The following is a 14,563-nucleotide window of genomic DNA, read 5'->3' on the forward strand; positions in this document are numbered from 1 at the left end:
ATTACTTTTTTTCTATAATAAAAGCAAGGAGGATGAAATATGGAAAATGTATTAGTAATTGAAAATATTAGTAAATATTATGGTAATAAAAGTAATCTTACCAAAGCTTTAAGTAATATTTCATTGAATATTGCTAAAGGTGATTTTATTGCGATTATGGGAGCGAGTGGTTCTGGCAAAACGACTTTACTTAATGTGATTTCTACAATTGATAGAGTAACAGCTGGCCATATATATCTTGAAAAAAAGGATATTACAAGATTGAAAGGAAATGAACTAGATAAATTTAGAAGAGAAGAACTAGGATTTATTTTTCAAGATTTTAATTTATTAGATACTTTGACGGCATATGAAAATATTGCTCTAGCTTTACAGATTCTAAAAGTTAAAGCAAAAGAAATAGATATTAGAGTCAATGATGCTGCAAAAAAACTAAATATTAGTGATATCTTAAACAAATATCCCTATGAAATATCAGGTGGACAAAAGCAAAGAGTTGCGTGTGCTAGAGCAATAGTGACTAATCCTAAACTAATTTTAGCAGATGAACCAACAGGAGCATTAGATTCGAAAAGTTCTAAAATGTTATTAGAAAGTTTTCAACAATTAAATAATGATTATCATACAACTATTTTGATGGTAACTCATGATGTTTTTAGTGCTAGTTATGCTTCTAGAGTTATTTTTATAAAAGATGGAAAAATTTTTAATGAGCTTGATCGGGGAAATGATGAGCGAAAGATATTTTTTGAAAGAATTATTGATGTTGTCTCAATTTTAGGAGGCGATGTAAACGATGTTATTTAATTTGGTTTTAAAAAATATTAGAAAAAGTTTTAAAGATTATGCAATATATTTTTTTACATTAGTATTAGGAGTAGCAATTTTTTATATTTTTAATTCACTTGAAAGCCAAACTGTAATGTTATCTTTAACTAAATCTACAAAAGATATAATTGAATTAATGACAAAAATAATATCTGGACTTAGTGTTTTTGTATCATTTGTATTAGGTTTTTTAATTATTTATGCTAATCAATTTTTAATCAAACGACGAAAAAAAGAATTTGGTATATATATGACATTAGGAATGTCAAAAAGACAAATCTCTAAAATATTATTAGGGGAAACAATTTGTATTGGTCTTATTTCTCTTATTATTGGATTATTTATCGGAATTATCTTATCGCAGGTAATGTCGATTATCGTAGGTGGTATGTTTGATGCTGATATGGATAAATTTGTATTTGTTTTTTCAAATAGTACATGTATTAAAACAATTATATATTTTGGAATAATGTATCTGCTGGTAATGCTTTTTAATACTATTCAAATTAGTAAATGCAAATTAATCGATTTATTAGCTGCAGACAAAAAAAGTGAAGAAATAAAATTAAAAAATACGTTTTTTTGCAGTCTAGTTTTTATCTTTTCAATATGTTTATTGATTTATGCATATTATAATGTAACAGCTGGTGCCAGTAATTTAGATACAACATTTTCAGTTTTGTTACAAATGTTGTATGGTTTTATAGCAACGTTTTTAATTTTTTGGTCGTTATCAGGACTATTAATAAAAGTAGTAACTTCATTAAAAGGAGTATATTTTAAGAATCTTAATAGTTTTACACTAAAAGAAATCAGTAGTAAAATAAATACTACAGTATTTTCTACAACGATTATTTGTTTAATGCTATTTGTTACAATTTGTATTTTTTCCACGGCTTTTACTTTGAATAATAATACTAAAAATGTGATGAATGAATTAGTACCTGCTGATATACAAATTAGTACAAATACCCATAATTCAATTAAACAAGAACTATTGAATAATAAAATAAATGTAACAGAAGATTTTAAAGAAGTTCTAGAATTTAATGTTTATCAAAGTAATCAATTAACACTGAGAGATACCTATGGTAATGAATTTACAGATGCAACAGAAAAATATTTAAATACTTCTGAAGAAATTGTAAAATTGAGTGATTATAATAAATTAGCAAAACTCTATAATCTTCCAACATATAATTTAAAAGATGAATATGTGGTTGTTTGTAATTATGAAAATACCGAATATGTTAGAAATAATCTTTTACAAAATAAACCAGATATTTATCTGAATGGAAAACAGTATCGTAGTAAATTTAATCAATGTCAAGATGGTTTTTTAATAATGTCATCTAGTCATATGAATGGTGGTTTTTATGTAGTACCAGATGAAGCTGTTGAAAATATGGAAGTAAGCAGCAGCTATTTAGTGGCTAATTATAATGTCAGTAGTAAAAAAGAATATGATAAAATTATTGTCAATAAAATTCCTAAACTTAGTGATAATGGCTTATTAGTAAATACACGCTTAGATATTTATAGTACAACAATTGGTATGGGAGCAATGGTTATTTTTGTTGGTTTATATCTTGGAATAGTTTTCTTGATTTCCAGTGCTGCAATTATCGCTTTGAAAGAATTATCACAAAGTATTGATAACAAAAGGAAATATCAAACGCTTAAAAAAATAGGAGTTAGTAATAAAATGATGAATAAATCATTATTTAGACAGATAGCTGTTTATTTCAGTTTTCCATTGATTTTGGCTATTATTCACTCTATTTTTGGGATTCAAGTATGTAGAATAATGATTAGTTCTACTACAGTATCGTTTGATAGTTTGATTAATAGTATTCTAATAACAGCATTTATATTAATTTTAATTTATGGTGGCTATTTTTTAGTTACATATTGGTGTAGTAAAAATATTATTAATGATGAATAAATTTTTAGTCTTAAAAATATTCGAAAAAGAAAATAGAAAAGACAGGAGACTATTAATTGTATTAATTGAATCTAAAGAGTAGTGGTAACACTGCTCTTTAATTTTTGAAAAATATTAAAAAGGATTAAATAGTTATATAATATTTTAAGTAAAATTATAAACTAAATTATATATAACTTGACAAATTTTTTAATATATTATAATCTATTAACATACTATTAATATAGGAAAAGAGGTAAAAGTTATGAACTTTGTGTTAGAACTACAATTACGAAATAATTTTAGAATAGGACGATGTTGTTGCTGTTTTTTTAATAAAGAGTAACAATTTAATTATATTGTGCTCTTTATTCTAATATACATTAAAGAGAAAAGGGGACAATTAAATGAATAAAAATATTTTAGAATTAGGAGCTTTAGTGCTTGCTGTTATATTTTTTATATTAATTTATTTTCTTAAAAAGAAAAAAGTTGATTTTAGTGTGCTAACTATTTTAGCAGTAGGTTTAGGAATAATAGTTGGTTTAATTTTTAAGGAAAATTATCTTTATTTAGAAGCTATAGGAACGATATATGCTAATCTTATTTCTGCAATCGTTGTACCACTGTTATTATTCAGTATTATTTCCAGTATTACTAATTTACAAGCTTCTATTAAATTAAAAAAAGTAAGTTTGAAAACAATAATTTACTTATTATTAAATACATTTACTGCTAGTTTAATTACATTGATTCTTGCAGTAATAACAAGAATAGGTAGTGGATTTAATTATGAACTTTCTACAAATTATAAGGCAACGGAAGTTCCTTCATTTGTAGATACAATTATTGGGTTATTTCCCAAAAATCTTATTAATAGCTGGTTAAATGGGGAAGTAGTACCAATAGTAATTTTTGCTATTATTGTAGCTATTGCATATAATAGAATAGTTAATAAAGATCCTAAGAAAGTAAAACCATTTAAACAATTTATTGATGCAGGTAATCGAGTATTAGGTGAAGTAGTTAATTTTGTAATAGGTTTTACACCATATGCAGTCTTAGCTTTGATTGCCCGAGCAGTAAGTAAAAGTACTATTGATGATATTATTCCATTACTAAGTATTTTGGGATTAGCATACTTATTGAGCATAATTCAAATATTTGGGGTTGAAAGCATATTGTTAAAAGTAATTGGAAAACTAGATCCTATTAATTTTTTTAAAGGAATATGGCCAGCTGGAGTAGTAGCTTTTACATCTCAAAGCAGTATTGGTACGATTCCGGTAACGATTCGTCAATTAGTCAATAAAATTGGTGTAAATGAAGATATTGCATCATTTACAGCTAGTTTAGGGGCTAATTTAGGTATGCCAGGATGTGCAGGTATATGGCCAACATTATTAGCAGTGTTTGCAATTAATGTTTTAAATATAGATTATACAATAGGACAATATCTATTTTTAGTAGTCTTGGCAGTAGTTGTATCTATAGGAACAGTTGGAGTTCCTGGAACAGCAACGATTACTGCAACAGCAGTATTTGCAGCAGCTGGTTTACCAATTGAAATAATTGTATTGTTGGCACCAATTTCAAGTATTGTAGATATGGCTAGAACTGCAACAAATGTTATTGGAGCAGCAACAGTAGCTACATTAGTAGCAAAATCTGAAAAAGAGTTAAATATGGATATTTATAATGGAATATAATATATTAATTAGTTCGTAGCTAAGATTTAATAGTTACGAATTTTTAATATATAAGAAATAAATCATAATAAAATAGAGATATTCATATATTAAGATATAAAGCCAAAATATATATATAAACATTGCATAATGCGGTATAATTGGTCTTGTAATATAATATCTATTGTGATATATTGTAAGAAAGTTATAGGATAGAGGCGCGAATAGTTATGAAGTTTTTATTGGATGATGCAAACTAGATAAAAATAGGGGAGCTTTCGCCGAAGGGGTAAATGATTGCATGCATTTATACTCTGGTCTTATAGAGAATATCTATAAGACTGTCATTATCGAATGATAATGGTGAGCTATCATTGTTCATACGCGTTTATGTTGCAATGATACTCATTGCAATTTTTTTGTAAAGGAGAGCAATGATGGAAAAAATTATTGAAGCGGTAAGTTATGAAGAAAATATTATTCAGTTAAAATTGACAAATGTACCGAAACATCCAATGGTAATTGCCAAAATTTTTACGATTTTAAGTGATTGTGATGTTAATATTGATATGATTTCTCAAGTAATGATTGAAGATGCAATGCAGATAGAAATAACATTAGATGAAAAATATCAAAAAAATTTAAATGAAGCAATAATGTGTTTAAAAAAAGAAGTCAAACAATTAGAGATTGCGACTAATCGAAAATATTTTAAAATTGCTGTTGGTGGAAAGTTGATTGAAGTCACACCAGGAGCCGCGGCAAAAGTATTTACTATTTTAGGTGAAAATAATATACATTTTTATCAAGTAACTACGTCAAAACGAACAATTTCATTTATTGTTGATAAAAAAGACAAAGATTTAGCAATGAAAAAATTAGATGAAGCATTTGGCTTAAATATATAGGAGGAAATTATGGCTATTTTTGAAGGAAGTGCAGTTGCACTAGTATTACCAATGCATGAAGATGGAAGTATTGATTATGATGGATTTAAAAGACAAGTACAAAGAATGATCGATGGAGGTGTTAAAGCTTTATTAGTTAATGGAACAACTGGTGAAACAGCGACAATTCATATTGATGATGAATTTAAATTACTAGATATTACATTAGAAATGGCTCAAGGAACTGGTATAAAAGTTATTGCCGGAGCAGGATCTAATGATACAGCAACAGCATTAAAAAAAGCAAAATACGCTAAAGAAAAAGGTGCTGATGCTATTTTAGTTGTTACACCATACTATAATAAAACAAGTCAACGAGGATTGATTGCTCATTATACTACTATTGCTGATGCTGTTGATATTCCAATGATTCTTTATAATGTTCCAGGAAGAACAGGTGTAAAAATAAAGGTAGAGACAGTTGTAGAATTAGCAAAACACAAAAATATTGTTGCTATGAAAGACGCAACTGATGATATAGCTTATGCAATGGAAGTTCTAGCAAAAACTCAAGGTATGGATTTTGATATGTATTCAGGATGTGATGATAATATTCTGCCATTTATTTGTGCTGGGGGAAAAGGGGTAATTTCAGTATTATCAAACATCTATCCTCGCCAAACAGAATTATTAACACAGTTAGCACTAAAAGGCGATTTACCAAGAGCTCAAGAGCTTGCATATGCATTAGAACCAGTTAGTCGTTACTTATTTGCTGATATTAATCCAATTATGCCTAAAGCAGCATTAGCTAAAATGGGTGTTTGTAATGCAACATTAAGATTACCATTAATTGAAACAACAGAAGAAAATAAAAAACTATTATTTGATGCTATGGATGCATTTGAAAAATTGGGGTTTTAAAATGAAAGTAATAGTATATGGTTATGGATTAATGGGTAAAAAAGTTGCTAATAAAGTAAGAAGTCAAAATGATATGGATCTAGTGGCTGTTGTAAGTTATGAGTTTGATGAAAAAGTTCCTGAAAAAAGCTACAATTCTTTAAAACAGTGTGAAGAAAAAGCCGATGTCATCATCGACTTTTCTCACCCTAATAATTTAGATGACATATTATCTTATGCTTTGACAAATAAAACAAAGTTAGTGCTTGCAACAACGGGCTATAATGATGAACAGCTAACAAAAATTAAAGAAGCTGCAAAACAGATCCCGATTTTTCAATCATATAACACATCATATGGAGTACAAATGGTAACCAAAATATTACGTCAAGTAGCTAAAGAATTTTATCAGGCAGGATATGATATTGAAATTCTTGAAAAACATCATAATCAAAAAATAGATGCACCATCAGGAACAGCTAAGTTACTATATGAGGTGATGGAAGAAGAAATTGGTGAAACTACTGCTGTGACTGATCGAAGTTCTTTGCATGAAAAAAGAAAGCATGAACAAATCGGTATTCAAGCAATGCGTGGGGGAACGATTTTTGGTGAGCATACAGTAATGTTTGCTGGAATCGATGAAATAATTGAAATAAAGCACACAGCCTTATCAAAAGAAGTATTTGTCCAAGGAGCAATCAGTGCTGCCTATGCATTAATTGATAAAGATAGCGGTCTTTATACATTAAAGTCATTGTATTAATTAGGGGGATAGTATGGTATTACAAACAAAGTTTGCACAAATAAAAAATAATAATCTATACATAGACGATGTTAAAGCAACTGATTTAGTTAATAAATATGGAACACCACTTTATGTCATGAGTGAGGGACATATTAGACATCAATTTAATGAACTTAAAACAAAAATGATAGATAAATATGAAAATACTTTACCGCTATTTGCTTCAAAATCATTTTCGTGTTTAGCTATTTATAAAGTTGCAAAAGAATATGGGGTAGGTATTGATTGTGTTTCAGCTGGTGAAATATCTGTTGCTTTAAAAGCAGGATTTGATCCAAAGAAAATCTATTTTCATGGAAATAATAAACTTCCTTCAGAAATAGAGTACGCTTTAAGTAATGGGGTAGAAAATTTAATTATAGATAATTTTCACGAAATTGAAATTGTACAAGAAATAGCACAAAGACTAAATGTTGTTGTTAATGGTGTTGTAAGAATAACGCCAGGAGTATACGCAGGAGGTCATGACTATATTCGAGTTGGTGCAAAAGATACTAAATTTGGATTTAGTAGTCATGACAATACATATTTAAAAGCTATAAAAAAAGTTATTGATGCTCCAAATATTAATTTTGATGGCATCCATTGCCATGTTGGAAGCCAAATCGAGGATATTCAAGCTTATATATTAGCGATGAATAAATTTGTTGACATTTCATATGAAATTTATGATATATTTGGAATAGTTATAAATAAATTAAATGCCGGTGGAGGTTTTGGGATAGCTTATACAAAGGCAGACAAACCTTTAGAATTTGAAACGGTTGTTGATACGATCATGGATATTATAACTAAAGGGTTTGAGGCTCGAGGATTAAAAAGACCAATGGTTTTAGTAGAACCAGGACGGTATTGTGTTGGAAACGCAGGAATAACTTTGTATACTGTTGGTTCATCTAAGTATATAAAAGATATTCGAGATTATATTAGTGTAGATGGTGGAATGAATGATAATATTCGCTCTAGTTTATATGCGGCAAAATATGATGCAATTATTGCAAATAAAGCAGAGATGCCCGCAAATCACTTAATTACAGTTGCAGGAAAAAATTGTGAATCTGGAGATATTTTAATTAAGGATATTATGTTGCAAGATCCAGAACCAGGAGATATTCTGGCGATGTTTTCTACGGGAGCTTATCATTATTCAATGTCATCTAATTATAATCAGTTGCCAAAACCAGCTGTAGTATTTACATACAAAGGTAAATCTCGAGAAGTGATCCGTCGACAAACCTTCGATGATTTAGTATATTATGATGTTGATTCAACATACTAATAAAGCGGCATGGGCCGCTTTTAATGCTTAATGGAAAAGTGTGCATGATATAGAATAAATATTTCAATGTTATTAAAAGGAGGGGAATAATATGAAAGTATTAATTATAGATGATGATCTTATTTTTGGTAAAATGTTAGGAGATCTTATTAATGAAAAGTTTAGTAATGAGAAAAATGAAATCGTAATTAAGATCAAAGTATCTAACATAGATATAAAGCAAAAATTTGATTATTATTTTATAGATATTATGCTGGCAGGTGAAAATGGTATTAATTGTGGTAAAATGATTCTTGATAAGAATTATTTTGCTAAAATAATATATATGTCTTCTGAAGAAAGTTTAGTTTATGACACGTTTGCAAGTAAAGTTTATTTTTTCTTAAGAAAAGAAAATTTAAAACATGATCTAGAAAGATTATGGATAAAAATAAATCAAGATAAAGTAAAGAATACTGATTATATTGAAATTATCTCTGATCGTAAAAGACAAATGATTTTAAAGAAAGAGATTATTTATATTGAATCTAATAGAAATAAATGTCAGATTTATATGATAAAAGATCAATATGAAGTATATAGAACATTAAAATCATTTTTAAATGAATTAGATTCCAATCAATATTTTCGATTAAATAGTTATACAATTATAAATTTAGAACATGTAAAAAGTGTAAGTGGTAAAGAAGTAATTTTAATAAATGGCGAATCATTTATTTTAAAAAGAAATTATAATGATTTTATTAATGCATATCATAATAATTATATGAAGAGGTTTAAAGAATGATAATAAATATTATAGAATCGTTAATAGCTGCCTATTTCTTTACTAATTATTTCGATTTAAAAATAAATAAGCAAATTTACTATATATTAAATTTTTTAACAATTACTACTATAATCAATATTTTTGATTATTTTGGTGATTTTAGTATAACTTTGCCATTAGTTGTTGTCTTGGTTGCTACATTAATAGCTTATTTTGGAACAAATAACAATCTTTGGGAAATACTATTTATTACATTTTTTGATGAATTAATAGTAGGGTTATCAATAACAATTTCATTACTTGCAGAGGATTTTATCAATTCTGAATTAAGAGCTTTTATTGCAAAGATATTATATTTTTTAATGGTATATCTTGTTATATATGTATGTAAATTAAAAGAGATAAAATTAAATTCTATATATTGGAAATTATTATCGATTGTAGCTATTGTATTTTACATTGGATATAATGTTATTCTACAATTTTATTTAGGAATGAAATTAAGTGATGCAATGATATTTACCACTTTAATATCTTTTGGTTTATCTGTAATAGGAATAGCTGTAATCGTTTATTATATTTCTAAATTAGAATGTGAAAAGCAGGAAACTCAGTTTTCATTACAAAAGTTAGAAATGGAACAGAGTAATTATAAACAGTTAAATGAAGTTTCAAAAGAAATAAAGATAATGCGCCATGATTTAAAACATGATTATTTATTGATTGAAAATTATTTAGAAGAAAATAAATATTCTGAAATAAAAGAAATGATAGACTCAAGAATATATGATTTAGAAGATGTAACGCATACGGTCAACAGTGAAAATAAATTGATAAATACAATTATTAATTACAAAAAGATGATAGCACAAAGTAAAAATATCAAAATAAACTATAAAATAAATGTCAGTGATCAACTGTATATGAAAGATTATCATTTAAATGAATTATTATCTAATTTATTAGATAATGCGATTGAGAATTGTTCTAAAAATGATCCTCTAATTGATATCGTTATTGAAGAAGATGTAGTTTTATATATAGAAGTTGTTAATCAGATAGATAAATCAGTTTTAGAAAATAATCCTAATTTACATACTAATAAAGTCAGCAAGGACCATGGTCATGGAATTCGAAGTATTCGAAGAATTGTAAATGAATATGGTGGTAGTATTAAATTTTTTGAAAAAGACTTAGAATTTCATGTTTCAATAATAATTCCGATAAATCGTACTCGTTAAAATGCGTTTCGTCCCATGTTTATTTAAATTTGTCGAAAAATGGTTTATTATGGTTGTCGAGGAGGTGAAATGATTGGTACAAGGTATATCAAAATGGTTGTTGAAGATATATAAAAATAAAGCTGTTTTGAATTATGATGATGAGATATTTTTATATGGGATTGAAGTAATCGCTGCATCTTTACTTAATGTATTATTGTTGTTATTTATTGGGATAATAAGTGGGACATTTTATCAAGCTTTGGTTTATTTCGTGTCCTATGCGACTCTACGAAAATTTATTGGTGGATATCATTGCAATACTAATTTTAAATGCATTACGTTTAATGTTTCCAAATATATATTCTTTATATGGCTTTACCCACATGTAGAGATTAATAAACTACTGATGATATCTATAATTATAATAACACTGATATTAATAATATGGGGAGCGCCTTTTGAACACAAAAATAGACCAATAAGCGAAAGCGAACGTTTTAAGTATAAAAAATATTCTTTTATTATTACTTCAATTTATGTGGTGTTTATTTTATTGTCTAGTGAATTTTATCATGTTCTATTATATGTTTTAATCGTAATTGACTTGTCATCAATACCTTGTATTATAGAAAGTAATGGAAAAAGTTTTAAAAATGTTTAGTAAACTAGTTCTAGTGGCTTCTACTGGTGCCGTAAGTGGTGCATCTCGGTGGGGAGATTATCAACCAAAAGAATCAGAAGCTTTAAAGAAATTAAAGAAATTTTAAAAATTTAAATTGGGAGAACTTTCTAAAATCATTTGTTTTCTCAAATGTAATGTTAAAAACTAAAATTATTGAATATTTATAATAAACAGTATAAGATGTAGCGCAATGATTTTGGTTATGAAGTAAAGAAGTTAGATGCATACTTGTTTAATCTAGTTAATAAGTGCAGCTAACTTTTTTATTATATTATTTTATAAATCAAGGAAGATTAAAAATCTTCCTTTTTATGTATTGTATCTTTTTTTGGTTTATTAAGTTCCTCATGAATTCCCTGCATTTTATAATCTAAATGGGATATCGTTTTAGCACAATCAATCAACTCATCACGTACGCCATCAGGAACCTCATTATCAGATTTGTATCGTAGGTGATGTTCTAAACTAGCCCAAAAGTCCATCGCAATAGTTCTGATCTGAATTTCTACAGGAATAGGTTGAACTTTTTCAGCTAAAAATATTGGTACTTCAACAACTAAATGTAAACTTCGATAACCATTTTCTTTGGGGTGTTTTATATAATCCTTTTTCTTAATAAGTTTAATATCATTTTGCTTAATAAGTAAATCAGCAATTTTATAAACATCACTAACATAATTACAAATTACTCTAACACCAGCTATATCTGTTAAATTAATTACAATTGATTCTAGAGAAATTTCTAGCCCTCTTTTTTCTAGTTTACCAAGAATGCTTTTTACCGATTTTAATCGATATTCCATATGATGAATAGGATTATGATCATGTTTGACTCTAAATTCATCATCAAGAATTTCCAATTTAGTTCTTATCTCTTTAATACCAGCATCATAAATCTGTTGTAATGATAAAAAACCTTCAAGTGTACCTGTTATTTCTTCATCAATACTTATCGATGAAAAAGGATCACTAATTATTTCTTTTTGCATGATTCTTTCTGTCATAAAAATACCTCTTATAAATTATTTTTTGTATACTTTAATCATAATTGGTAATAATGAACTTGAGGTGAACTGATATGAAAAAAATAATTATCACAGTATTAATTTTAATGAATGTAGTAACTGTCAATGCTTCAAGTAATGATCCCAAATATAAAATAATAGCTAATAGTAATAGTGAAAGAGATATTAAAGAAATGTATAAAATAAAAGATAGTTTAATAAGTGATTATCGTAGGTGGATCAAAGGCGTAGATGATATTGACCAGGTATTAGCTGATCATCAAAAAGATTATGAAGCTAGTTATTATAATGGTGAATATAAAATCATTATTGGTAAAGGCAAAGGAAAATCTCTTACTGGTACATTAAAAGCAAGTTATTGTACTAGCAGCAAAGAGATAAAAAAGAAATCTTTTTTTGCAGAACTTTTTTCATGAGAGACAGCTTATTGTCTCTTTTATTATATGTAAATATAAATCATCTTATATGAGATGGTTTTATGTTTAAAATAAAGTGATTCGTTAATAATTTAAAGTGTTAAACATATAATAAAATTAGAGGTGAACCATGTTAACAAAATTTGATGAACAAGCCCAAAAAGCAATTGTTGTAGGTGAAAGTATTGCTTTTGATTTAGGTCATAATAATGTTGGAAGTGAGCATTTATTATTGTCATTATTAAAAATCAGTGATTCAAAATTAAAGGATCTGGTAAAGAAATATAATGTTGATGATAAAAGTATATATGAGGATATAAAAAGGTTGTTTGGGACAAATAATGATCAACCTTTTTATATGGAATATAGTGATGCTGTTAAAAATATTTTAGAAACAGCAGTCAACATTACAAATGAACAAAATAAAAGTAAAGTCACTTTAAATATTTTAACTATAGCATTATTGAAAAGTGAAGAAAGCGTTGCTTACGAACTGTTAAAAAAATATAAAGTGGATTTTGAAGATATTATTTATCAATTAAATGAAAGTGGTGAATTAGAAACAAAATTAGATCAAATTCAATCATTGATCAACCTCAACAAAAAGGTAAAGAAGGGCGAAAATTTAGTTGTTGGAAGACAAAAAGAATTAGAAAAACTTTGTATGATTTTAAGTAAAAGGGAAAAAAATAATGCTCTTATTATTGGTGAAGCAGGGGTCGGGAAATCAGCATTAGTTGAAAAATTAGCGTATTTGATTAATGAAAAACAAGTAAATGACGGATTAAAGAAAAAAATTATTTATGAACTAAGTTTATCTAGTATTGTTGCTGGAACTAAATATCGTGGTGAATTTGAAGAAAAATTAAGAAAAATAATTGATAAAGTAAAAGAAATGGATAATGTTATTATTTTTATAGATGAAATTCATAACATAATTGGTGCCGGTGGAGCTGAGGGGGCAATAGATGCAGCTAATATTTTAAAACCATATTTAGCTAGAAAAGATCTAACGATTATTGGCGCAACTACTACAGAAGAATATTATCAGCACTTTGAAAAAGACCAGGCAATGAATCGACGCTTTAGTATAATTACATTAAAAGAAAACACTAAAGAAGAAACATTTGATATTTTAAAAGAAACAAAATTATTTTATGAACAGTTTCATAAAATTGAAATTGATGATGAAGTTTTAAGATATTTAGTTGACAATGTCGATCACTATATTAAAAACAGAACATTTCCTGATAAAGCAATTGATATTTTTGATTTAGCATGTGTAAAAACAAGATTTAGACAACAGCATATTATTACAAAACAAATAGTAAAAGATGTAATAGAGGAATATACCTCTATTAAAATTAGTGATAATTATGATTATGATGAAATTAAAGTAAAATTAAATAATCAGGTAATTGGTCAAAATGAAGCAATTGAGCAAATAATCAGTCAACTAAAAATCAATAAACCTTCAAATCAGCCTACAGCTATAATGCTATTTACTGGTAGTAGTGGGGTAGGTAAAAGTGAAATGGCTAAACAGCTGGCAAAATATTTATCACGAAATTTAATTCGTTTAGATATGAGCGAATATAAAGACAGTTCAAGCGTTCAAAAAATCATAGGTGCTGCACCAGGATATGTTGGTTATGATAAACCTAGTTTATTATTAGGACAATTACAAACATATCCCAAGAGTATAATTTTATTAGACGAAATTGATAAAGCATGTCAGGATGTTATTAATTTGTTTATGCAAGTATTTGATGAAGGTTATTTAGAAGACAGTCATAAAAGAAAAGTCTATTTTAATAACACGATCATTATTATGACTTCAAATCAAGGTAGTACTAAAAATAAATTAGGATTTAAAAAGAATATAGTAGATAAAAAATGTAATTATGGATTTAGTGATGAATTATTGAGTAGGATAGATGAAATAATTAATTTCAAAAACCTCACAAAAACAGATTTAAAGATGATCATTAGAAAAAATATGCCACATGAAGTTAAAGAAGAAGATATTCAAAATATATTGAAAGATTATGATATGAAGCTACAAGGTCGTGGAATTATAAAGAAAGCAAATAAATATTTTCAAAGTAAAGCTAAAGCATAAAAACTTAGA

Annotated in this window: 14 protein-coding genes and 1 riboswitch; of the genes, 13 read left to right on the forward strand and 1 reads right to left on the reverse strand. The window is 27.0% G+C overall.

Annotated features, from left to right (window positions below; genetic code table 11):
- The first annotated feature begins 39 nt into the window (after positions 1-39).
- The 11 genes from BR82_RS0102410 to BR82_RS16585 all read left to right on the forward strand — a co-directional run bounded on the left by BR82_RS0102410 (position 40) and on the right by BR82_RS16585 (position 11,076).
- Positions 40-807: an ABC transporter ATP-binding protein gene (locus tag BR82_RS0102410; protein ID WP_027088870.1), complete on the forward strand. Its 768-nt coding sequence runs from the start codon at positions 40-42 to the stop codon at positions 805-807.
- A complete protein-coding gene (locus tag BR82_RS0102415) occupies positions 797-2,773 on the forward strand; it encodes an FtsX-like permease family protein (RefSeq protein WP_027088871.1) in 1,977 nt (658 codons plus the stop codon). The genes BR82_RS0102410 and BR82_RS0102415 overlap by 11 nt, the downstream gene beginning before the upstream one ends.
- 386 nt (positions 2,774-3,159) lie before the next feature.
- Positions 3,160-4,461 carry a dicarboxylate/amino acid:cation symporter gene (locus tag BR82_RS0102420; protein ID WP_027088872.1) on the forward strand — a complete coding sequence of 434 codons (1,302 nt, stop codon included), beginning with the start codon at positions 3,160-3,162 and terminating at the stop codon, positions 4,459-4,461.
- A gap of 184 nt (positions 4,462-4,645) precedes the next feature.
- Positions 4,646-4,819: riboswitch (Lysine riboswitch) on the forward strand.
- Between the two features lie 58 nt (positions 4,820-4,877).
- Positions 4,878-5,348 carry an ACT domain-containing protein gene (locus BR82_RS0102425; protein ID WP_027088873.1) on the forward strand — a complete coding sequence of 157 codons (471 nt, stop codon included), beginning with the start codon at positions 4,878-4,880 and terminating at the stop codon, positions 5,346-5,348.
- Between the two features lie 9 nt (positions 5,349-5,357).
- Positions 5,358-6,251 carry a 4-hydroxy-tetrahydrodipicolinate synthase gene (gene dapA, locus BR82_RS0102430; RefSeq protein WP_027088874.1) on the forward strand — a complete coding sequence of 298 codons (894 nt, stop codon included), beginning with the start codon at positions 5,358-5,360 and terminating at the stop codon, positions 6,249-6,251.
- Position 6,252: 1 nt separating this feature from the next.
- Positions 6,253-6,996: a 4-hydroxy-tetrahydrodipicolinate reductase gene (gene dapB / locus BR82_RS0102435; protein ID WP_027088875.1), complete on the forward strand. Its 744-nt coding sequence runs from the start codon at positions 6,253-6,255 to the stop codon at positions 6,994-6,996.
- A gap of 13 nt (positions 6,997-7,009) precedes the next feature.
- Positions 7,010-8,317, forward strand: coding sequence for a diaminopimelate decarboxylase (gene lysA / locus BR82_RS0102440; protein WP_027088876.1), 1,308 nt, complete (start codon positions 7,010-7,012; stop codon positions 8,315-8,317).
- Between the two features lie 91 nt (positions 8,318-8,408).
- A complete protein-coding gene (locus BR82_RS0102445; RefSeq protein WP_027088877.1) occupies positions 8,409-9,104 on the forward strand; it encodes a LytR/AlgR family response regulator transcription factor in 696 nt (231 codons plus the stop codon).
- Positions 9,101-10,327, forward strand: a complete 1,227-nt coding sequence (locus BR82_RS0102450; protein WP_027088878.1) for a sensor histidine kinase — start codon at positions 9,101-9,103, stop codon at positions 10,325-10,327. Before BR82_RS0102445 ends, BR82_RS0102450 begins: the two co-directional genes overlap by 4 nt.
- Before the next feature lie 73 nt (positions 10,328-10,400).
- Positions 10,401-10,970, forward strand: a complete 570-nt coding sequence (locus BR82_RS0102455) for an accessory gene regulator B family protein (RefSeq protein ID WP_027088879.1) — start codon at positions 10,401-10,403, stop codon at positions 10,968-10,970.
- Positions 10,963-11,076 (forward strand): AgrD family cyclic lactone autoinducer peptide, encoded by a 114-nt coding sequence (locus tag BR82_RS16585; RefSeq protein ID WP_161635116.1) that lies wholly within the window; start codon positions 10,963-10,965, stop codon positions 11,074-11,076. The genes BR82_RS0102455 and BR82_RS16585 overlap by 8 nt, the downstream gene beginning before the upstream one ends.
- A 208-nt stretch (positions 11,077-11,284) precedes the next feature.
- Here the strand turns inward: BR82_RS16585 and BR82_RS0102465 are convergent, their stop codons facing one another.
- Positions 11,285-11,995, reverse strand: coding sequence for a GTP pyrophosphokinase (locus BR82_RS0102465; protein ID WP_027088880.1), 711 nt, complete (start codon positions 11,993-11,995; stop codon positions 11,285-11,287).
- 74 nt (positions 11,996-12,069) lie between these two features.
- On the opposite strand from BR82_RS0102465, the gene BR82_RS0102470 reads away from it, so the two are divergent.
- Complete coding sequence (locus tag BR82_RS0102470) at positions 12,070-12,432, forward strand: hypothetical protein (protein ID WP_027088881.1); 363 nt, start codon at positions 12,070-12,072, stop codon at positions 12,430-12,432.
- A gap of 130 nt (positions 12,433-12,562) precedes the next feature.
- Positions 12,563-14,554 carry an AAA family ATPase gene (locus tag BR82_RS0102475; RefSeq protein ID WP_027088882.1) on the forward strand — a complete coding sequence of 664 codons (1,992 nt, stop codon included), beginning with the start codon at positions 12,563-12,565 and terminating at the stop codon, positions 14,552-14,554.
- The last annotated feature ends 9 nt before the right edge of the window (positions 14,555-14,563 follow it).

The sequence above is a fragment of the Thomasclavelia saccharogumia DSM 17460 genome (genome assembly GCF_000686665.1).
GTDB lineage: Bacteria > Bacillota_I > Bacilli_A > Erysipelotrichales > Coprobacillaceae > Thomasclavelia > Thomasclavelia saccharogumia.